The organism is Streptomyces sp. NPDC005423 (assembly GCF_040606415.1).
Lineage (GTDB): Bacteria > Actinomycetota > Actinomycetes > Streptomycetales > Streptomycetaceae > Streptomyces.
Map to the genome: position 1 here is coordinate 148,589 of NZ_JBEXET010000009.1, position 19,971 is coordinate 168,559.

The 19,971-nt window shown below is 71.7% G+C and carries 16 protein-coding genes; 8 read left to right on the forward strand and 8 right to left on the reverse strand.

Features of this window, described 5'->3' with window-relative positions; genetic code table 11:
• Positions 1-51: 51 nt before the first annotated feature.
• The 5 genes from ABZT12_RS13610 to ABZT12_RS13630 all read right to left on the reverse strand — a co-directional run bounded on the left by ABZT12_RS13610 (position 52) and on the right by ABZT12_RS13630 (position 8,145).
• Complete coding sequence (locus tag ABZT12_RS13610) at positions 52-975, reverse strand: EamA family transporter (protein WP_356382376.1); 924 nt, start codon at positions 973-975, stop codon at positions 52-54.
• 252 nt (positions 976-1,227) lie between these two features.
• A complete protein-coding gene (locus ABZT12_RS13615; protein ID WP_356382245.1) occupies positions 1,228-3,282 on the reverse strand; it encodes an ABC transporter ATP-binding protein in 2,055 nt (684 codons plus the stop codon).
• Between the two features lie 260 nt (positions 3,283-3,542).
• On the reverse strand, positions 3,543-3,677 hold the full coding sequence (locus ABZT12_RS13620) for a hypothetical protein (protein ID WP_356382248.1): 135 nt from the start codon (positions 3,675-3,677) through the stop codon (positions 3,543-3,545).
• Between the two features lie 258 nt (positions 3,678-3,935).
• Entirely contained in the window at positions 3,936-5,060 is a 1,125-nt protein-coding gene (locus ABZT12_RS13625; RefSeq protein WP_356382251.1) for a peptidoglycan bridge formation glycyltransferase FemA/FemB family protein, read from the reverse strand.
• Positions 5,061-5,214: 154 nt separating this feature from the next.
• Positions 5,215-8,145, reverse strand: a complete 2,931-nt coding sequence (locus ABZT12_RS13630; protein ID WP_356382254.1) for an FAD-binding and (Fe-S)-binding domain-containing protein — start codon at positions 8,143-8,145, stop codon at positions 5,215-5,217.
• Between the two features lie 255 nt (positions 8,146-8,400).
• Between ABZT12_RS13630 and ABZT12_RS13635 the strand changes: the two genes are divergently transcribed.
• The 7 genes from ABZT12_RS13635 to serC all read left to right on the forward strand — a co-directional run bounded on the left by ABZT12_RS13635 (position 8,401) and on the right by serC (position 15,240).
• Positions 8,401-10,182, forward strand: coding sequence for an ATP-binding protein (locus tag ABZT12_RS13635; protein ID WP_356382257.1), 1,782 nt, complete (start codon positions 8,401-8,403; stop codon positions 10,180-10,182).
• The gene (locus tag ABZT12_RS13640) at positions 10,179-10,586 is read left to right on the forward strand and encodes a roadblock/LC7 domain-containing protein (RefSeq protein WP_356382260.1); all 408 of its coding nucleotides are present in this window, start codon (positions 10,179-10,181) and stop codon (positions 10,584-10,586) included. Before ABZT12_RS13635 ends, ABZT12_RS13640 begins: the two co-directional genes overlap by 4 nt.
• Positions 10,583-10,939, forward strand: coding sequence for a DUF742 domain-containing protein (locus ABZT12_RS13645; RefSeq protein WP_356382263.1), 357 nt, complete (start codon positions 10,583-10,585; stop codon positions 10,937-10,939). Before ABZT12_RS13640 ends, ABZT12_RS13645 begins: the two co-directional genes overlap by 4 nt.
• On the forward strand, positions 10,920-11,549 hold the full coding sequence (locus ABZT12_RS13650; RefSeq protein WP_356382266.1) for an ATP/GTP-binding protein: 630 nt from the start codon (positions 10,920-10,922) through the stop codon (positions 11,547-11,549). The genes ABZT12_RS13645 and ABZT12_RS13650 overlap by 20 nt, the downstream gene beginning before the upstream one ends.
• A complete protein-coding gene (locus ABZT12_RS13655) occupies positions 11,546-12,751 on the forward strand; it encodes a cytochrome P450 (RefSeq protein WP_356382269.1) in 1,206 nt (401 codons plus the stop codon). Before ABZT12_RS13650 ends, ABZT12_RS13655 begins: the two co-directional genes overlap by 4 nt.
• 52 nt (positions 12,752-12,803) lie before the next feature.
• Complete coding sequence (locus ABZT12_RS13660) at positions 12,804-14,036, forward strand: cytochrome P450 (RefSeq protein WP_356382273.1); 1,233 nt, start codon at positions 12,804-12,806, stop codon at positions 14,034-14,036.
• Positions 14,037-14,121: 85 nt separating this feature from the next.
• Complete coding sequence (serC, locus tag ABZT12_RS13665) at positions 14,122-15,240, forward strand: phosphoserine transaminase (protein WP_356382276.1); 1,119 nt, start codon at positions 14,122-14,124, stop codon at positions 15,238-15,240.
• Positions 15,241-15,485: 245 nt separating this feature from the next.
• Here the strand turns inward: serC and ABZT12_RS13670 are convergent, their stop codons facing one another.
• The 3 genes from ABZT12_RS13670 to ABZT12_RS13680 form a co-directional block, all read right to left on the reverse strand.
• Complete coding sequence (locus ABZT12_RS13670; RefSeq protein ID WP_356382279.1) at positions 15,486-15,656, reverse strand: hypothetical protein; 171 nt, start codon at positions 15,654-15,656, stop codon at positions 15,486-15,488.
• 284 nt (positions 15,657-15,940) lie between these two features.
• Positions 15,941-17,485, reverse strand: a complete 1,545-nt coding sequence (locus ABZT12_RS13675; protein ID WP_356382282.1) for a cellulase family glycosylhydrolase — start codon at positions 17,483-17,485, stop codon at positions 15,941-15,943.
• A gap of 548 nt (positions 17,486-18,033) precedes the next feature.
• Complete coding sequence (locus tag ABZT12_RS13680) at positions 18,034-19,047, reverse strand: WD40 repeat domain-containing protein (protein ID WP_356382285.1); 1,014 nt, start codon at positions 19,045-19,047, stop codon at positions 18,034-18,036.
• 83 nt (positions 19,048-19,130) lie between these two features.
• On the opposite strand from ABZT12_RS13680, the gene ABZT12_RS13685 reads away from it, so the two are divergent.
• A complete protein-coding gene (locus tag ABZT12_RS13685; protein ID WP_356382288.1) occupies positions 19,131-19,886 on the forward strand; it encodes a GDSL-type esterase/lipase family protein in 756 nt (251 codons plus the stop codon).
• Positions 19,887-19,971: the final 85 nt, after the last annotated feature.

Sequence of the window (19,971 nt, forward strand, 5' to 3'; positions counted from 1 at the left end):
GGGCGGGCGGCGGGCGGCGGGCGGGGGGCGCGCGGGGCCGGGGTGCGGGCGTCAGGCGACCGGTTCCGCGGGCTTCGCCGTGCCGGGGCCCGTCTGGGTGCGTACCGCGCCCATGCTCGCCGCGACGACGAGGGCGATGGCCAGGGCTTGGAGGGCGCTCATGGCCTGGCCGAGGACGAGGAAGCCCGCGGTCGCGGCGATGGCCGGCTCCAGACTCATGAGCACCGCGAAGGTGGAGGCGGGGAGGCGGCGCAGGGCCAGCAGTTCCAGGGTGTACGGGAGGACCGAGGACAGGATCGCCACCGCCGAGCCGAGCGCGACCGTGGTGGGGTTCAGGAGTTTCGTGCCCGCCTCCGCGATCCCCAGCGGAAGGAACGCCACCGCCGCGACCACCATCGCCAGCGCCAGCCCGTCGGCCTGGGGGAAGCGGCGGCCCGTGCGGGCGCTGAAGATGATGTAGGCCGCCCACATGGCACCGGCGGCCAGGGCGAAAGCCACACCCGCGGGGTCCAGACTGCTGAACCCTCCGCCGCCGAGCAGGACGACACCGGCGAGGGCCAGTCCAGCCCAGACCAGGTTGACCGCCCGGCGGGAGGCCAGCACCGAGAGCGTGAGCGGCCCCAGGACCTCCAGGGTGACCGCGAGGCCCAGCGGGATCCGGGCGACCGACTGATAGAAGAGACCGTTCATCGCGGCCATCGTGAGGCCGAAGACGACGACCGTGCCCCAGTCCGCGCGGGAGTGGCCGCGCAGGCTCGGGCGGCAGACCAGAGCGAGGACCACGGCCGCCGCGAACAGCCGGAGCGTCACCACCCCCAGCGCCCCGGCCCTCGGCATCAGCGTCACGGCCAGCGCGCCGCCGAACTGGACCGAGACCCCGCCGGCCAGCAGCAGGCCCACCGGGCCGAGCGAACCCCGCGGCCCGCGCGGACCACGCGGACCACGCGGACCGGGCACGCCGAAGCGGCGCCGCACCGCGCCGGCCGGGGCGGGCGCGTCGGTGACGGTCGCCGCCGTGACGGGGGCGGACGAGGCTGCGTCGGCGCTGGGGGTACTCACGGGGCCTTCCACGGGACAGGACGAGAGGGGACGGAGTCGGTCGGAGTCCGTCCGTTCCCTCATCATGCATTCGTTCATCACGATGCACTACTCAGTCCAGAGTAATGGACTCAGTCAGGCGTGTGAACCCTTTATGCGACTGTCCCGCACGGGGAGGCGACCGGCGACTCAGCCGCCGCTCCAGGGCACCTCGTCCCGGAACAGCGGGCGGCTGTCGGGCAGGGGGCCGAAGAGGGGATCGGGGTCGGGGGTCCCGTACGAGTCGTACGACCCCTGGGACCCCTGGAACCCCTGGAACCCGTAGTACGCGGGCTCGTACGACGAGGGGTCGTACGACGAAGGGACGTACGCGGGCGGGACGTACGCGGGCGGGAGGTACGGCTGTGGCGGGCGGCCGGTGCTCTCCTCGGCGAAGAGCGGCATGCGCAGCTCGCCCGTGTCCATCACCGAGTTGTTCTGCGAGCGGTGGAGGCGCGCGTAAGCGCCGCCCCGTGCCAGCAGCTCCTCGTGGCGGCCGGTCTCCACGATCCGGCCCCGGTCCACGACGAGGATGCGGTCGGCGTCGGGGGCGAGGTTGAGGTCGTGGGTGATCATGATCGTCGTTCGGCCGGCCATCAGCCGGCGGAGCGGTTTGACCACGCGCCGGGCTGCCATCGCGTCCAGTCCGGTCGTCGGTTCGTCGAGGACCAGGACCGGGGCGTCGCGCAGGATCGCGCGGGCGATCGCCAGGCGCTGGAGCTGACCGCCGGAGAGCCGGGCCGAGTTGGGGTCGACCCTCGTGTCGTAGCCCTCCGGCAGGCGCAGGACGAACTCGTGCGCGTCCGCCGCCTTCGCCGCCTCGACGATGGCCTGCTCGCTCGCGCCGGAACGGCCGCAGGCGATGTTGGCGCGGACGGTGTCGTGCAGGACCAGCGTCTCCTGCGGGAGCAGGGTCACGTACTCGCGCAGCCGGGCGAGCGGGAGGTCGCGCAGCGGTACGCCGTCGAGGAGGATCGCGCCCGCGTCGGGGTCGTAGAAGCGGAGCAGCAGCTTGGAGACGGTGGACTTGCCGGCGCCGCTCGGGCCGGTGACGATCACGAGTTCGCCGGGGGCGACGGTGAAGGAGAGGTCCTGGAGCACGGCGGTGTCGGCGCCCGGGTAGCCGAAGGAGACGTTCCGCACGTCGACCGTGCCGTCGGGGCGGCCGGTGTCCGAGGGGTGGCGGGGGTCGGCGACCGACGGGCGTACGTCGAGGATCTCGATCAGCCGCTCGGCACCCGCGGTGGCGGCGGTGACGGTCAGGCCGAGCTGGGCCAGGCCGCGGACGGGCGGGTAGAGGTAGCCGAGGAAGGCCGAGAAGGCGAGGAGCTGGCCGAGCGTCATCCGGCCGGTGGAGATCTCCCAGGCCCCGATGCCGATCACGGCGAGCACGCAGACCGTCTCGATGACGGTAACGAGCTGCTCGTACGCCTCGTTGAGCCGGGTCGAGCGGACGGAGGCGCGGAACCAGGCGCCCGCCTCCTCGTTCAGCCGCCGGCGTTCGGCGTCCCGGCGGTCGTACGCCTGGGTGAGCACGATGTTGCCGAGGGACTCCTCGACCACGGAGGTGATCGCGCCGTCGGCGACCCGGCCCTGCCGGGAGACGTCCTTGATGGAACCGGAGAAACGGCGGGCCGCCAGCCAGAAGAGGGGGGCCAGGACGAAGGTGGCCGCGGCCAGGTCCCAGCGCAGCCAGAACGCGGCGGCGGCGTAGAAGAGCGCGGAGAAGACGGCGGAGGCGGTGCCGACCACGCCGGACACGACGAGCGTCTCGATCGCCTCGACATCGCCCGTCAGCCGGGACAACAGGTCGCCCTGGCGGTGCTGTTGGAAGAAGTGCGGGGGCAACTGCTGTACGTGGTCGAAGACATGCTCGCGCAGGCGCATCACGAAGCGCTCGGTGGCCCAGGCGGCCAGCGAGTTGCCCGCGTACGCCACGACGGCGCCGACGACGGCGACGCCCAGCCACTGGACGGCGGGGGTCCAGAACGCGCTCAGCGAACCCTTCGCCAGGGCGCGGTCGGTGAGGTCGCTGAAGAGGAGGATGGCCTCGGTCTCGGCGAGCGCGGCGAGCACCGTGCAGATCCAGACGAGGACCAGCCAGCCTCTGAGACCGCGGGTCAGCGGCCAGAAACGGCGGAAAGCCGTTCGGGCGGGAATGGCGGGAGTTTCGTCTTCCTCGTATTCGAGGTCTTCCTCGTCCATATCCGCTTCACCGGTCCCCTCGGCCGCCTCATGGCTGCCCTCAACCTGCCTTACGACTACCCCTGCCACTGCCTCTATGACCGAGAGCACGACGGATTGTCGCCGGAATGCGACGGGCTCGCCGGAACTCGGCAGAACTCTTCGAATTCAGTGGAGTTCCTCGAAATTCGCCGAAGTCCCCGTAACGCGTTGCCCGCGTTGGACTCAGGAACGCTGAGAGGGCCGACTGCGCGCGGGTCGGCCCTCCTCCTACCAGCGGGTCAGCGGTCCTGGCCGGGGATCGGCTTGGGCGCCGGCGGGGCGGGCTTGTGCTTCTTCTTCGGCTTCGGGGGCGGCGGCGGAAGCTGCTTCGACTTGGGCTTGGGGGGCAGCGGGGCAAGCTTCTTGAGGCTCATTCCGAACTCCTATTGGTGTGCGTGTTCAGTACGTGAAAGTCGGGCGTTTTACCGCCCGGGGAATTCCCGACACGGATGAACTTACACGTCCATGAGCCCACGGAGCGGCAAAGTCGGCGAGCGAAGGGCAGGCAGGTGCTGTGAATACCTGGGTGAAACCTGAGTGAGGGCGGCGAACCTGAGAGTTCTCTGATAAAGCTGAGAGCAGCCTTTACGTGGCTGTGCGTCCGCCCTCAAGGAAGTGCCCCGGAAGTGTCCTCAGCGGTGGGTCATGTAGAGGTCGAGCGCCTTGTGCAGCAGCCGGCTGAGCGGGAAGTCCCACTCCCCCAGGTACTCGACGGCCTCGCCGCCCGCGCCCACCTTGAAGCGCAGCAGCCCCAGCAGCTGGTCGGACTCCTCCAGGGTGTCCGTGATTCCCCTGAAGTCGTATACGGCGGCGCCCAGTTGGTGGGCGTCGGCCATCATGCGCCACTGCATGGCGTTGTTGGGCTGCACCTCGCGGCTGCGGGCGGTGGAGGCGCCGTAGGAGTACCAGACGTGCGTGCCGACGGTCAGCATGGTCGCGGCGGCGAGGACGTCACCGTCGTGGTGGGCGAGGTAGAGCCGCATACGGTCGGGGTGTTCGGTGGTGAGGGCGGTCCACATACGCTGGAAGTAGGGCAGCGGGCGGGGGATGAAACGGTCGCGCTCGGCTGTCTCGGCGTAGAGCCCGTAGAAGACCGGCAGATCGTCGTAGCCGCCCCTGACCACCTTCACCCCGGCCTTCTCGGCCTTCTTGACGTTGCGCCGCCACTGCTGGTTGAGGCCGCGGTGGATGTCGTCCAACGTGCGTCCCTCGAAAGGGACTTGGCACACGTAGCGGGGTTGTCCGGCGGCGAAGCCGTCCTCCCCGCCGGGTTCGGTCTGCCGCCAGCCCGCGCGGCGCAGCCGGTCGGCGACGTCGAAGGCCCGCGGTTCGTACGACGTCGCCTCCGCGTCCCGCAGCCGTCGTACCGCCGGATCGGCGATCGCCGCCTTCACGGCGTCGGGGCTCCAGCGGCGTACGACGACGGGCGGCCCCATCTTGACCGAGAAGGCGCCCTGGCTCTTGAGGTACGCGAGCATCGGGTCGAGCCAGTCATCGAGGTCCGCGGCACCCCAGTCGATCACCGGGCCCTCGGGCAGATACGCGAGGTACTTCCTCAGCCTGGGCACCGGCCGGTACAGCACCAGCCCCACTCCGACCAGCCGCCCGCCCTCCTCGAACCACCCCAGGCTCTCCGCCCGCCAGTCGGGCTTCACGTCCCCCCAGGACGGCACCTGCATATGGCTGACGGAGGGACGGCCCGCGACGAACGCGAGGTGCTCGTCCCGTCCGATGGGGCGGAGGCTGAGGTTCGGCATACGGGGGACTCCTTCGGGGGACGGGGTGATCACCCGTCAGCCTAGGAGCCGCGTCGGCTGGGGCCGGGCGCCACGCGCCACCCTCGGCCGCGCCGGCCCCGGCCGGGCGAGACCCCGCGCCGGCTCCCGCTCCAGGCCTCGCTCCCCCTCCCGCTCACGTCTCGCTCCCGCTCCCGCTCCCGGCCGCCTCGGTCCCACTTCCGCTCCCGCTCCCGCTCCCGCTCTCGCTCTCCAGGGCTTCGGCCAGGACCTCCGCCAGGTGTCGGGCCCGGGTCCCCGCCAGCTGGTCCAGCTGGGTGCGGCAGGAGTAGCCGTCGGCGAGGATCTCCGCGCCGGGCGGGGCCTCGCGCACCGCCGGCAGGAGTTGGTCCTCCGCGCAGGTCGCCGACACCTCGTAGTGGCCCTTCTCGAAGCCGAAGTTGCCCGCCAGTCCGCAGCAGCCGCCGCTGAGTTCGCCGGTGAGGCCGGCTCGGGCGCGGAGGCGGCGGTCCGCGGTGTCGCCGAGGACCGCGTGCTGGTGGCAGTGGGTCTGGCCGACGGCCGGACGGTCGACGCGGGGCGGCGTCCAGTCGGGGGCCAGCCGCTCCAGCGCCTCGGCGAAGGTGAGGACCGAGGCGGCGAGACGGGCGGCCCGCGGGTCGTCGTGGAGCAGCTCGGGCAGGTCGGTGCGGAGCGCCGCCGCACAGCTCGGTTCGAGGACGACGATGGACGGCGTCCCCTCGCCGGGCGCGGGGTCCACGAGCGGACCCAGGGTGTCGAGTGTGCGGCGCAACTCCCTCTTCGCCCGGTCGAGTTGGCCGGTCGACACATAGGTGAGTCCGCAGCAGACGCTTGCTCCGCCGTCCGTGGCCGGGACCGGGAGCACTTCCAGTCCGGCCGTCTCCAGGACCCGTAGGGCCGCCTTTCCGACGGAGGGCGAGAGGTGCTCGGTGAAGGTGTCCGGCCACAGCAGCACCCGCGCGGACGGACCACCAGCGGGACGCTCCCCGTACGCCGCGCCCGCCCCATCGCCCCGCCGGGCCGCCGCCCGCGCCCGGCGCCGCCACCACCGGCTGAACGTCTCCCCCGCCACCCGCGGGATCCGCCGCTCCGGCGCGATGCCGCCGAGCCGCTTGGCCAGCGCCGCCAACGGGCCGATCGCGGCGAGGTGGTTGACGAGTCCGGCCGTACGCGTGCGGGACACCAGCCGCAGCCAGCGCGGCAGCCGGCCCATCGTGTAGTGGGACGCCGGCCGTCGCCGGCCCGCGTAGTGGTGGTGCAGGAACTCCGCCTTGTACGTGGCCATGTCGACCTCGACGGGGCAGTCCGAACGGCAGCCCTTGCAGGACAGGCAGAGGTCCAGCGCGTCCCGCACCTCCGTCGACCGCCAGCCGTCGGTGACCACCTCACCGGCGAGCATCTCGTGCAGCAGCCGGGCCCGTCCGCGCGTGGAGTGCGCCTCCTCGCCGGTCGCCCGGAACGACGGGCACATCACGGCCGTCCCGGACACCTCCGCCGTACGGCACTTGGCGACGCCCACGCAGCGCCGGACCGCCGCCGAGAAGTCGCCGCCGTCGGACGGATACCCGAACGTCACGTCGACCGGGCGGCGGGGCAGGACGGCGAAGCGGAGGTTGCTGTCGAGGGGGGCGGGGCGCACCAGCATCCCCGGGTTGAGCAGATCGTCGGGGTCCCAGACGCCCTTCGTCCGCTCGAAGAGGGCGACGGCCTCGGGGCCGTACATCGTGGGCAGCAGTTCCGCGCGGGCCTGTCCGTCGCCGTGCTCCCCGGAGAGGGAGCCGCCGTGCGCCACCACGAGTTCGGCGAGTTCGCGCGAGAAGTGCCGGAAGCGGCCGATGCCCGCCTCGGTCAGCAGGTCGAAGTCGATGCGGACGTGGACGCAGCCGTCCCCGAAGTGCCCGTACGGCGCGCCCCGCAGGCCGTGGGCGGCGAGCAGGCCCCTGAACTCCCGCAGATAAGCGCCGAGTCGGGCCGGCGGTACCGCGCAGTCCTCCCAGCCGGGCCAGGCCTCGGAGCCGTCCGGCAGCCGGGTCGCCGTACCGCTCGCGTCCTCGCGGACCCGCCACAGGGCGCGTTGGCCGGCCGGGTCGGTGACCACCAGGGCGTCGACGACGTCGGCCGCGCGGACGATCGCCTCCGCACGCGCGCGTGCCTCCGCCTCCGTGTCGCCGCCCGTCTCCACGAAGAGCCAGGCCCCGCCCCGGGGCAGTCCGGCCGTGGAGCGCACCAGGTCGGCGGCCATCCCCTCGACGGTGAGCGGCCGCAGGGGAAGCAGTCCGGCCGCCGCGTCTGCCGCCGCGCTCTCGTCGGCGTAGCCCAGCACGGCCAGGGCACGCGCGCGGGGTGCCTCGACGAGTCGTACGACCGCCTCCGTGAGGATGCCCAACGTGCCCTCGCTGCCGCAGAAGGAACGGGCCACGTCGGCGCCCCTCTCGGGGAGGAGGGCGTCCAGGGCATAGCCGGAGATCCGCCGGGGGAGATCCGTGAAACGGGTGCGGAGGAGGCTCAACTCGCCTTCCACCAGCGCACGTAGACCCTCCGGGGCGCCCGCCCAGTCGCGGCCGGGGCGCAGCCGGTCGCCGCGCATGGTGAGCACGGAGAGCTCGGCCACGCTGTCGGCCGTGGTGCCCCAGGCGACCGAGTGGGAACCGCAGGAGTTGTTGCCGATCATGCCGCCGAGCGTGCAGCGGCTGTGGGTGGAGGGGTCGGGGCCGAAGCGCAGTCCGTGCGGAGCGGCGGCCTCCTGGAGGCGGTCCAGGACCAGCCCCGGCTGGACCACGGCCGTACGGGCCGCCGGGTCGAGCGCGACGAGACGGTTCATGTGGCGGGTGAAGTCCAGCACCACCCCGGCGCCCGTCGCCTGGCCCGCGATCGACGTGCCCCCGCCGCGCGCCACGACCGGCACTCTCCGCTCACGGCAGACCGCCAGTACGGCCGCCACGTCGTCGGCGTCGCGCGGCGCCACGACGCCCAGCGGCACTCGCCGGTAGTTCGACGCGTCCATCGTGGTCAGTGCCCTGGAGGTGACGTCGAACGCGACCTCACCCCGTACGGCGCCGCGCAGTTCCCCCGCCAGATCGTTCATGCCCCCAGCATGCACCCGACCACTGACAGTGACACCTCGTCGGTCTGAGTGCACCGCGTCGGAGCACCGGCCCATTCCGGACCGCTGCCGGAACCTCCCCAATTCGATCACGAACTCTCATATAGTGACCCTCAGTTGAGCACCCGGTGTCGCTTCTCGACCAGGAACCCGATGAGCACCTCCCGAGGACACGACCGAGGACGACTTCAGGACCCTGACCAACGACGCCCGAGGACCCGACCGAGGACCCCACTCATGACCGCCCCCTCCCTTCCCGGTGACCGCCCCACTCTCCGTGCCGTGCTGCCCGCCCCGCTGATCACCGCCGTGCTGGCCGCGCTCGCGGTCGGAGCCGCCGTCGCGTCGGCGCCCGCCTCCACGCGCACCCCGCTCGCCTGCGGCGCCGCCGTGGGCGCCGTGCTGCTGTGCCTGGCCGTCGCCGTGGCCGCGCACGCCCTGCTGAGCGCCCGGCTGACCCGCCGCCGGCTCGAAACGATCACCCTGGACGCCGCCCGGCTGCTCCAGGAACGGACCCGGCTCTCGGCCGGGTTCGACCACGAGCGCGTACGCCTCACCGAAGAACTCACGCACGAGCGGGCCCGGCTGACCACGGAGCTGTCCCAGGAACGGGCCCGCCTCACCTCCGACTTCGCTCAGGAACGGGCCCGGCTCACCACGTCCTTCACCGAGGAACGCGCCCGCCTCACCGCGGAGATCGACGAGGAGCGCGCCCGCCTCACCGCGGCGAACGCCCGCCTCACCGAGCAGGCCCGCCGGGCCTCCCACGAGCGGGCCGCCGCGCTCTCCGCGACCGCCAACGCGGCCGGCCGGATGCAGGCCCTGGCCACCGGCATGCTCGCCGACCTGCGCTCCATGGAGGACCGGCACGCCGACGAGGAGGTCCTCGCCGACCTGCTCCACCTCGACCACCGCACCGCGCAGGCGGGCCGCCTCGCCGACTCCGTGGCCGTCCTCTCGGGCGCCCGTTCCGGCCGCCGTTGGGCCCGCCCCATCGCCATGGAGTCGATCCTGCGCGGCGCGATGGGCCGGATCAGCGGCTACCAGCGGGTCCGCGTGCACTCCGCCAGCGATGCCGCCATCGCCGGACACGCGGCCGAGGGCGTCATGCACGCGCTCGCCGAACTCCTCGACAACGCGGCCAACTTCTCGCCGCCCACCGCCGAGGTGCATGTCTACGTCGAGGAGGTGCCCGCCGGTGTCATCGTCTCCGTGGAGGACAGCGGCCTCGTCATGGGCGACGTGCAGCTGCGCCGCGCCGAGCGGGCCGTCTCCGGGGACGGCACCGAACTGGGCGGCCTCACCGGCACCCGGCTCGGCCTCGCGGTCGTCGGCCGGCTGGCCGTCAAGTACGGCCTGAAGGTGTCCTACCGGCCGTCCGCGCGCGGTGGCACCGGCGTCCTGATGCTCGTTCCGCAGGACATCCTGGTCCCCCCGGACGCGCCCCGGCCGCAGGGCCCGCTGACCATCACCCTGGTCGACCCGGCGGCTTCCGCCCCCGCCGGACCGCAGACCATCGGGCAGGCGCCCGCCACCACCTGGCCGGAGCCCGCCGCCGAGGAACGGCAGGTGTCGTACGCCGCCGCCCGCGACCTCGCCGAGCTGGACCCGGACCCGGTCCCCACCCACGAGTCCCCCGCCCACGAGCCGCCGGCCCGGGACTCCTCCTCCCCCGAGCCGCCCTCCCACGAGTCCTCCGGTGACGCGTTCCCGGACGGCCTGCCCAAGCGGCGCCGGGGCCGCGCCCTCGCCGAGGCCGAGCGGGAACGGGCCCGCGCGCGCGCCGAGTCGCCCGCTCCCGCGGCGCGTCCGGCCCCCTCCGCCGACGACACCATGGCCCGTACCGCCCGCTTCAGCACCTTCCGCCAGGCGGTACGCGGTACGGCCCCGGACCAGACCGACATCCGGGAGACCCCGGCCCCGCCATCCGACCAGGGGAGCGCCGCCCACTCCGTACCCTCCGCTTCCGAACCGACCGCCCCCTCCCACCCGCACCCGGAAGGCAACCCCACCTCATGACCGGCACGACCACCGCCGACGACAAGCTCACCTGGCTCATCGAGGGTCTCCTGGAGCGCACCCCGGGGGCGCGGCACGCGCTCGTGCTGTCGCGGGACGGCCTGAAGCTCTGCAGGACGCCGGAACTCTCCGTCGACCAGGCGGACCAGCTCGCCGCGATCGCCGCCGGCATCCAGTCGCTCTCGCACGGCGCCTCCGTCGAGTTCGGGGACGGCAGCGGCGGCGTACGGTCCGCGATGACCGAGTTCTACGGCGGGGTGCTCTTCATCGTCGAGGCGGGTGAGGGCGCGCATCTCGCCGTCGTCACCGCCGAGGACGCCGACGCGGGTCTCATCGGCCACAACATGAGCGAACTCGTGGAACAGCTCGGCGAGCACCTGCGCGCGGAACCGCGTACGTCATGAGCCGCCCCGGCAGGGACGACTCACCCGACCGCCTGTACACCCTCACCGGTGGCCGCACCAGTTCCGGGCCCGACAGCCCCTTCGACCTGGTGACCCTGGTGGTCGCCGAGTGCGATCCGGTGCCCGGCATGCAGTCGGAGCACGCCGCCATCCTGCGGCTCAGCGAACTCCCCACCGCTGTGGTGGAGTTGGCCGCCGAGCTGCGGCTGCCGGTGAGCATCACGAAGATCCTGCTGTCCGATCTCCTCGCGGCGGGCCGGGTCAGCGCCCGCCATCCCCGCAGGGCCATCACCTCCGGCCTTCCCGATCCCGACGTCCTGGAACAGGTGCTCGTTGGACTCCGCAACCTCTGACGCGCGCACCCCACTGGGTGCCTCCGCCGACAACGGCCTCAAGATCGTGGTCGTCGGCGGCTTCGGCGTCGGCAAGACAACGCTGGTCCGTTCGGTCAGCGAGATACGTCCCCTCAACACCGAGGAGACGATGACCCGGGCCGGCGAGGCCGTCGACGACATCAGCGAGGTGCGCGGCAAGACGTCGACCACCGTCGCCTTCGACTTCGGCCGTATCTCGCTCGACGAGCGCAATGTGCTGTACCTCTTCGGCGCACCCGGGCAGGAACGGTTCTGGTTCCTGTGGGACCGGCTCTTCTCCGGGACGCTCGGCGCGGTCGTCCTCGTCGACACCCGCCGTATCGACGACTCCTGGTACGCGATCGACCGGCTGGAACACCACGGAACGCCGTTCATCGTGGCGTGCAACGACTTCGGCGGCACGGCCTACGCTCCGCAGCAGATCCGCGAGGCGCTCGACCTCGACCCGGACGTGCCGCTCGTCGACTGCGACGCGCGCTCCCGGGCCTCCGCCAAGCAGGTCCTGATCACGCTGGTCGAGCATGTCCAGCGCCGACACGCCTCCCAAGCCGTACTTGAGAAACCCGAGACAAAGGAGTTGGCGCTGTGACCGCCCCCGTACCGCTCAACGGACCCAGGTTCCAGACCGAACCGGCCCGGCTGTACCGGGAGATGCGGCGCGAGCACGGTGCCGTGACGCCGGTGACGCTGGACGGCGAAGTGCCGGCGTGGCTGGTGCTCGGCTACCGCGAACTGCACCAAGTCACCGGCGATCCAGTGCTGTTCAGTCGGGACTCCGACCTGTGGAACCAGTGGGACCGCATCCCCGACGACTGGCCGCTGCTGCCGATGATCGGCCGCAAGCAGCCGTCGATCCTCTACACCGTCGGCGAACGCCACCGTCAGCGCGCCGGGATGATCAGCGACGCGCTGGAGGCCGTGGACCCGTCCGAACTCCGCTCCTACGCCGAGAAGTTCGCCGACGAGCTGCTCGACGCGGTCTGCGCCGAGGGCACGGCCGACCTCATCGCCGACTACGCGATGCTGCTGCCGGTGCGGGTCCTGGCCCGTCTCTACGGCTTCCCGGACGAGCAGGGTCCGGGCCTGGTGACCGCGCTCAACGACATGATCGACGGTCGGGAACGGGCGATCGCCGGCCAGACCCATCTGGGCACGTCCATGGCGCAGTTGCTGGCCGACCGGAAGGCCGAGCCGGCCGACGACGTGGTGTCGCGGATGCTCGCCGACAAGAGCGGCTTCGACGACGAGGAGATCGCGCAGGACCTGATGGTGATGATGGCGGCGGGCCACCAGCCGACCGCCGACTGGATCGGCAACTCGCTGCGGCTGATGCTGACCGACTCGCGGTTCGCGGCCTCCCTGTTCGGTGGCCGCAACAGTGTCGCCGAGGCGATGAACGAGGTCCTGTGGGAGGACACCCCGAGCCAGACCGTGGCCGGCCGCTGGGCGTCCCGCGACACCCAGCTCGGCGGGCGCCGTATCCGCGCTGGCGACCTGCTCCTCCTCGGTCTCCAGGGCGCCAACTCCGATCCCCAGGTGCGCACCGACGGCTCCGCCCTCACCGGCGGCAACAACGCGCACTTCTCGTTCGGGCATGGCGAGCACCGCTGCCCGTTCCCCGCGCAGGAGGTCGCCGAGGTGATCGCGCGGACCGGCATCGAGGTCGTCCTGGACCGTCTCCCGGACATCGACCTGGCCGTCCCGGCGGACACCCTGGTCCGGCGCCCCTCGCCATGGCTGGGCGGACTGGCCCAACTGCCCGTACGTTTCACGCCCGTTCCCAAGATCTGATCACCCGCCCCGCCGGTCCGACGCACCCCCCTGCCCCAGGAGGCACTTCCGCATGACCAGCGCCATTGACCGTCAAGAGCCCCGTATCGTCCTCGATCCCTTAGTCGGCGACCTGGACGGGGAGAGCGCCCGACTGCGCGAGGCGGGACCGCTGGCCGCCGTGGAGCTGCCCGGCGGGGTGGCCGTGTGGGCGGTCACGCGCCACGCGGAGGCCAAGCAACTCCTCACCGACCCACGGCTGGTGAAGGACATCAACGTCTGGGGCGCCTGGCAGCGCGGCGAGATCCCGCCGGACTGGCCGCTGATCGGGCTCGTCAACCCGGGCCGCTCGATGCTCACCGTGGACGGCGCCGACCACCGCCGGATGCGCACGCTCGTCGCGCAGGCGCTCACTCCGCGGCGGGTGGAGCAGATGCGGGAGCGGATCACCAAGCTCACGGAGGAGTTGCTCGACACTCTTGAGGGTGAAGTCGTCGATCTGAAGGCGACGTTCGCGTATCCGCTCCCCATGTACGTCATCGCCGACCTGATGGGCATGGCGGAAGCCCGACTCCCGCGCCTCAAGGTGCTGTTCGAGAAGTTCTTCTCGACGCAGACCCCGCCGGCGGAGGTCATCGCCACGCTGACGGAGCTCGCGGGCATCATGGCCGAGACGGTCGCCGCCAAGCGCGCCGAGCCCGGCGACGATCTGACGTCCGCGCTGATCCTGGCCTCCGAGGACGGCGACCACCTCACCGACGAGGAGATCGTCTCCACCCTCCAGCTGATGGTGGCGGCCGGTCACGAGACGACGATCTCGCTCATCGTCAACGCGGTCGTCAACCTGTCGGCCCACCCCGACCAACGCGCCCTGGTACTGGCCGGCGAGACCGACTGGGCATCGGTGATCGAGGAGACCCTGCGCCACTCGACCCCCACCTCGCACGTGCTGATCCGGTTCGCCACGGAGGACGTCCAGGTCGGCGAGAAGGTGCTGCCCGCGGGGGACGCGCTGATCGTGTCGTACGCGGCGATCGGCCGCGACGAGCAGGCGCACGGCCCGACGGCCGACGCCTTCGACGCCACCCGGACCAGCGAGAACCGGCACATCTCCTTCGGCCACGGCCCGCACGTCTGTCCGGGCGCCGCCCTCTCCCGCCTGGAGGCGGGGGTGGCACTGCCGGCCCTGTACGGCCGTTTCCCGGACCTCGACCTGGCTGTGCCGGCGAGCGAACTCCGCCACAAGCCGGTGGTGACCCAGAACGACCTGTTCGAGCTGCCGGTGCGGCTCACCCCGCTCGGCTGATCCCACAGGCCCACGGGCCGGAGATCCCGTCTCATCGAACGGACACGTTTCCGTCCGGTTTCTCCGAAGAGATACCCTCCGGCTCGTGGCTGATATCCAGATCCCCGCTGACATCAAGCCCGCCGACGGACGATTCGGCGCTGGCCCCTCCAAGGTGCGGACTGAGGCGCTGGACGCGCTGGCCGCCACCGGTACGTCTCTGCTGGGCACGTCCCACCGCCAGGCCCCGGTCAAGAACCTGGTCGGTGAGGTCCGCGCGGGCGTCGCCGAGCTGTTCTCGCTGCCCGAGGGGTACGAGGTCGTCCTCGGCAACGGCGGCTCCACCGCGTTCTGGGACGTGGCGACCCACGGGCTGATCGAGAACAAGTCGCAGCACCTGACCTTCGGCGAGTTCAGCTCCAAGTTCGCCAAGGCCGCGAAGCTCGCGCCCTGGCTGGCCGAGCCGACCGTCGTCTCCTCCGACCCGGGCACGCACCCGGAGCCGGCCGCCGAGCAGGGCGTGGACGTGTACGCGTTCACGCACAACGAGACGTCCACGGGCGTCGCTGCGCCGATCAAGCGGGTCGCGGGTGCCGACGAGGGCGCGCTGGTCCTGGTGGACGCCACGTCCGGCGCGGGCGGTCTCCCGGTGGACGTCTCCGAGACGGACGTCTACTACTTCGCCCCGCAGAAGTCCTTCGCCTCCGACGGCGGCCTGTGGATCGGCCTCTTCTCCCCGGCCGCGATCGAGCGTGCCGAGCGGATCCACGCCTCCGGCCGCCATGTCCCGGAGTTCTTCTCGCTCCCGACCGCGATCGACAACTCCCGCAAGAACCAGACGTACAACACCCCGGCGCTGGCCACTCTGTTCCTCCTCAACGAGCAGCTGAAGTGGATCAACGGCCAGGGCGGCCTCGCTTGGTCGACGGCGCGCACGAAGGACTCCTCGACGCGTCTCTACACCTGGGCGGAGGAGTCGAAGCACGCGACGCCGTTCGTCACGGACGCCGCGCAGCGCTCCCAGGTCATCGGCACCATCGACTTCGCCGACGAGATCGACGCGGCGGCCGTCGCCAAGGTCCTCCGTGCCAACGGCATCGTCGACACCGAGCCCTACCGCAAGCTCGGCCGCAACCAGCTCCGCGTGGCCATGTTCCCGGCGATCGACCCGGCGGACGTCGAGGCGCTGACGCGCTGCGTCGACTACGTGATCGAGAAGCTTTAGCCGTCTTCCCCGCCGGCCGAGCCCGGCGGCGGGGGTGGGGGGTAGGTGGGTGTAGTTGAAAAAGCGTGACACTTCCACGAGAAGTGTCACGCTTTTTTGCGGGAAGGGTCCACCCCCCGGGCCATCAGAACGGCCGGACGGCGGGACCCAGCCGCGCCGACATCACGGGAAACCATGAGCGCGTACGCTCCCGCGCGCTCTCACCCCTCGCCCGACCTGGTCAGCGCCTGAGTGATCATGCCACGTCATGAACATGTAGATGAGGGGCACGTGCCGTCCAGCAGCCCGTCGAGCCCGTCCGGCCCCAGTGACGCGGTGAACCGGTCCGTCAGCTCCTGCTGTTCGGAGTCGGGCGCGGTCTCGCCACCGTGCACACTCCTGAGCCGCGAGTCGACCATCATGAGCGCCGCGCCCACATCACCGACGAAAACGTACTCGGGCTCCGCGGAGCCCCCGCCGTCGACCTGCCTTCGCGTGAGCAACTGACGGTGTACGCGCCGCGGTTATCGGGCGGGGCGCGGTGCGATGCCGGTCCGACCGGTTCCGCCGTCGAGCGGCTCCGGTCGGACGGGAACGCGGCGCTCGGCTGCTGTCTCGTACGGCCCTCACATCTCTCCGTGGCCCTGGTGACCTGTTACCTGAACCGGGCGCGGCCCGAACTGCCCTTTCGAGCTGTGCAGTTGAGCCGACCGGTCCGTCGTCACCCCGCCGTACAGGTCGGACTCGGGACGCTCCCGCCGCCAGGAGCGCCCCCGAAGCCGAAGCTCGCCGAACTCCCGGCAGCGAGGCCGCCGTTGTGGTCCGCGTTCACGGCGGTGACGCTCTGGCCGCTCTGGGTGTACGTCGCGTTCCACATGTTCGTGATCCGCTGCGAGCCGGACCAGGTCCACGCCACCTTCCAGGAACTGATGGCCGACGTACCGGTGTTGGTCACCGTCACGGCTGCGTTGAAGCCGCTGCCCCAGTCACTGCTGACGGTGTAGGTGGCCGAACAGGCGACGGTGCTTCCGCCACCACCGCCACCACCGCCGCCGCCCGTGCCCGTCGCGGGGAAGCCCGGCGCCTTGATGCTCGCCAGGTAACCGTCCTTCACCGAGTCCACGGTCGCCCAGTCGTCCTTCAGAATGCCGCCCGTGTCACCGGAGTTGGGATTCCACGCCCAGAAGGTCCAGGAGAAGCTGTCGGCGCCGTACGTGCCCGTCGGACGGAGGTAGGTCACCAGGGCCGCCAGCCACTTCTGGTCGACCGTGGACTGGAGAGTCGTCCCGAACTCGCCGACCCACACCGGCGCGATGTTCTGCTTGAAGAGGTAGCCCCAGTACTTGTCCCAGACGCCGGGCATGTTGGCGGGAAACGTGGGGTCGCTGAACCAGCTCTGCTGGGCCACGCTCGTCGCGTAGTCGTGGGCGGAGTACACCACCCGGTTGGCCACGGTCAGTTGGACCGGGTACTGGCCGGCGCCCATCAGGTTGCCGCCCCACCAGCCCGAGACGCCGCTGTACGTCTGCACGCCCTCGACGAAGACCAGCAGGTCGGGGTTGACGGACAGTACCGCGTCGCCCGCGCGCTGGGCCGCCAGCCGCCAGTCGACCGAGGTGTCCCCACAACCCCAACAGGCCGGATCGTGCGGTTCGTTGTGGAGGTCGATGCCGATGACAGTGGACTGGCCGGCGTAACGGGTCGCCAGGGACTTGAGGTCGGCGATCCACGTCGACTCGGGCACCGCCGACGTGTACCAGAGCGCCGACTGCCCGGAGGCGTCCGGGCGGTGCCGGTCGAGGATGACCTTCAGGCCGTCCTGACCGGCGTAGGCCACGATCTTGTCCATGATCTGGAGGGAGTTCAGGCCCTGGAGGTCGGTGTTCTTGCCGCCGGAGAAGTCGATGCTGTTGGGGACGGCCGTGCTCTTGAAGATGTCGTCGCTGTAAGGCAGCCGGATCGTGTTGTAGCCGAGCGACTTCATCTGGTCGATCATGCTCTTGTAGTCGCGCGACCAGAGGCCGTGGACCACGTAGTTGGCGGTTTCGAAGCCGAACCAGTTGATCCCGGCGATACGGACCGGCTGGCCGGCCGCGTCCAGGATCTGACGGCCGCTGGTGTGCCAGTAACCGGCGCCGGGGACAGCGCTCGGCGCGACGGTGGCCTGGGCCGGCTGAACGGTTCCGGCCAGCGGCAACAGCAGGGCTGCCACGGCGACACACATCGCCGTTCGCAGTCTGCGGATCGAGTGGAGCGTACGGAACATGCGGCTCGTTCCTCTCGGAAAGGCGCGGGCCCGGAACGGATGGGAGCGCTCCCACCACCTCACGCACCGTCCAGCAAACCGATAGGTCATGCCCTCGTCAAGGGATAGGCAGGGGTCTGCGGTGCGGGGACCGGGGATTCAGAGCCGGATGCAGGCTCGGCGGTCGATCGGAGCCGGGTCCGCGACCATGTGTCCACACCAGGAGTTCCCGATCGGACTGGGACTCGGCGCCCGACCGGGGCTCGCAGCCCGGTGCCCGGACCAGGACTCCGGGACCGGACGCAGGCTCGGCGGCCCGGACCGACCGCAGCCCGCAGCCCGATGCCCGGGACCGGTCCCGGGACCGGGGGCCGAGGGCCGGGGCCGACGCCGGGGGCCGAGGGCCGGGGACCGGGGCCGAGGACCGGGACCGGGGCCAGGGCCAGGGCCGAAGCCGAAGGCCGGGGCCGAAGCCGAAGGCCGGGGCCGGGGGCCAGGACCGAGGGCCAGGACCGAGGGCCGGGACCGGGACCGGGGCCGAAGCCGAAGGCCGGGGCCGGGACCCGGGGTCAGCTCTTTCGGGTCAGTTTGCGTGCTCCGAATACCGCCCCGCACACGATCAGCACGGCGAGAGCGCCCACCTTGAGGGTCCCCGAGCTGACGCCCCCGCCGCCGGCACCGGCGCCCGCACCGCTGGCCGAACTCCCGCCCCCAGTGGGCGACTTCGCGGAGCCGGACCCGGCGGGCGCGCCCTTCGCCTGCACCGGGCTGTCCGCCCCCTCGCTGCCGTACAGCAGCTTCGTACCGTCCACCGAGTACGAGACCGACTCCCCCTGCCCCTGCAAGGGCACGTCCAGCCGGCCCCCGCGTTTGATCTTCCCGCCGTTCCAGTCGTAGTAGATGCCCCCGAAGTAGCCGCGTACGGCGAGTTGTCGGCCGTTGGGGGAGAAGGCCGCGTCGGTGGCCCAGAGGTCGACGGGGGCGATCGGCCGGAAGATGTTCGCGCCGGAGGTGGAGAGGTGGGCCGGGCCCTCGAAGAGGTGGCCGCCGTCCTCCTTCTTGTCGATGATGTAGACGCGTCCCGTCTTGGGGTGGACCATCAGCGACTCGGCGTTGCGCGCGCCGTCGGAGTACTTCACGACGTACTGGGTCGCCCTGATCGTCTGGTCCTTGAGGATTTTCGGCTCGGGCAGCTTGTAGATCCACACGTAGGGCCAGGTGCCGTCGAGGTTGTCGCCGATGTCGCCGAGGTAGATCTCGTTGCCGGGACCGATGGAGACCGCCTCGACGTCCCGCGGGGTGCCGACCCCCGTGAAGGTGACCGTGGCGACGGTCTTGCCGGTGGCGCTGTCGACGGCGTAGAGGTACGCGCCGGCGCCGCTGTCGTTGTGCGTCCAGTAGATGCCGGGGTGCAGCCGCGAGGCGGCGAGGCCGCTGGACTCGGTGATCCGGGGGTCCTTGATCGTGAACCCCTGGTCGCCCGTGCCCCCTCCGTCGGCGGCGACGGCGACGGCGGCGGCGGCGGGCAGGACGAGGGCGCCGACGAGAAAGCCGGCCCCGAGGAACGCGAGGAAGCGACGCATGGCCCCAGCCTGCCATCCCCGCCCGTGCCGGGCGTGGCGGGCCTCACACCCCGGCCGCCCCGCTGATCGTCCATCATGAGCGGATGCTCAGGTTCATGCCCGTCGGTGACTCCATGACGATCGGGAGCGCGGGCGAACACACGTGGCGTTACCGGATGTGGCAGCACCTGCGCGCGACCCACGGCGGGCCGTTCGCCGTCGTCGGTCCGCGCGAGACGCTGTACGACAAGGCGACGGACACGCCTACGTCGTACGAGTACGCCGACCCCGGCTTCCCGCATTTCCATCTGGCGGGCTGGGGCGAGGGCTGGCTGCACATGACGCCGCTGATCGGCGAGGCGGTGCGCGGCTGCCGCGCGGACGTGCTGCTCGTCTCGCTCGGCCTGATCGACCTCGGTTTCTACACCAACGCCCGGCAGACCGCGGAGAACGTCCGCGCCTTCGTCGCCGAGGCCCGCGCCGCCGGACCCTCCGTACGGATGGTGATCCTGCCGGTGATCCCGAACGTCCGCGCCCTCACCGACGCGGCCTTCGGCGCCGAGGTCACCCACTTCAACGAACTCCTCGCCAAGGCGGTCGCCGACCTCGACGACCCGCGCTCCCCTCTCCTGCTCGCCTCCCTCCCGGAGTCGTACGACGTCCACCGCGACACGTACGACGGCACCCACCCGAACGGCGCCGGCGAGCACAAGATCGCGGGGGCGTTCGCGGCGGCGATGCACCAGGCGTGGGGGCTGGGCGGGACGTACGACGCCGACGACGGGACCGGCACCGACGTGTACGCCCTCCCCTCCCCGGACGGCTTCTCCGGCGGGCGGGGCGGACGCCGACGCAGGTGAGGGCGGTAGCAGTCAACGCGTGACGTTGTCACCGTGCGTATCGTTGTACCGCGCGGCTGCACTCGTGCGAAGGCAGCCGGGGAGG

What these genes read in the sequence shown, in the direction of transcription:
- ABZT12_RS13615 (WP_356382245.1), bottom strand. Translation starts at nt 3,282, where the DNA reads ATGGACGAGGAAGACCTCGAATACGAGGAAGACGAAACTCCCGCCATT.
- ABZT12_RS13620 (WP_356382248.1), bottom strand. Translation starts at nt 3,677, where the DNA reads ATGAGCCTCAAGAAGCTTGCCCCGCTGCCCCCCAAGCCCAAGTCGAAG.
- ABZT12_RS13625 (WP_356382251.1), bottom strand. Translation starts at nt 5,060, where the DNA reads ATGCCGAACCTCAGCCTCCGCCCCATCGGACGGGACGAGCACCTCGCG.
- ABZT12_RS13630 (WP_356382254.1), bottom strand. Translation starts at nt 8,145, where the DNA reads ATGAACGATCTGGCGGGGGAACTGCGCGGCGCCGTACGGGGTGAGGTC.
- ABZT12_RS13635 (WP_356382257.1), top strand. Translation starts at nt 8,401, where the DNA reads ATGACCGCCCCCTCCCTTCCCGGTGACCGCCCCACTCTCCGTGCCGTG.
- ABZT12_RS13640 (WP_356382260.1), top strand. Translation starts at nt 10,179, where the DNA reads ATGACCGGCACGACCACCGCCGACGACAAGCTCACCTGGCTCATCGAG.
- ABZT12_RS13645 (WP_356382263.1), top strand. Translation starts at nt 10,583, where the DNA reads ATGAGCCGCCCCGGCAGGGACGACTCACCCGACCGCCTGTACACCCTC.
- ABZT12_RS13660 (WP_356382273.1), top strand. Translation starts at nt 12,804, where the DNA reads ATGACCAGCGCCATTGACCGTCAAGAGCCCCGTATCGTCCTCGATCCC.
- ABZT12_RS13675 (WP_356382282.1), bottom strand. Translation starts at nt 17,485, where the DNA reads ATGTTCCGTACGCTCCACTCGATCCGCAGACTGCGAACGGCGATGTGT.
- ABZT12_RS13680 (WP_356382285.1), bottom strand. Translation starts at nt 19,047, where the DNA reads ATGCGTCGCTTCCTCGCGTTCCTCGGGGCCGGCTTTCTCGTCGGCGCC.
- ABZT12_RS13685 (WP_356382288.1), top strand. Translation starts at nt 19,131, where the DNA reads ATGCTCAGGTTCATGCCCGTCGGTGACTCCATGACGATCGGGAGCGCG.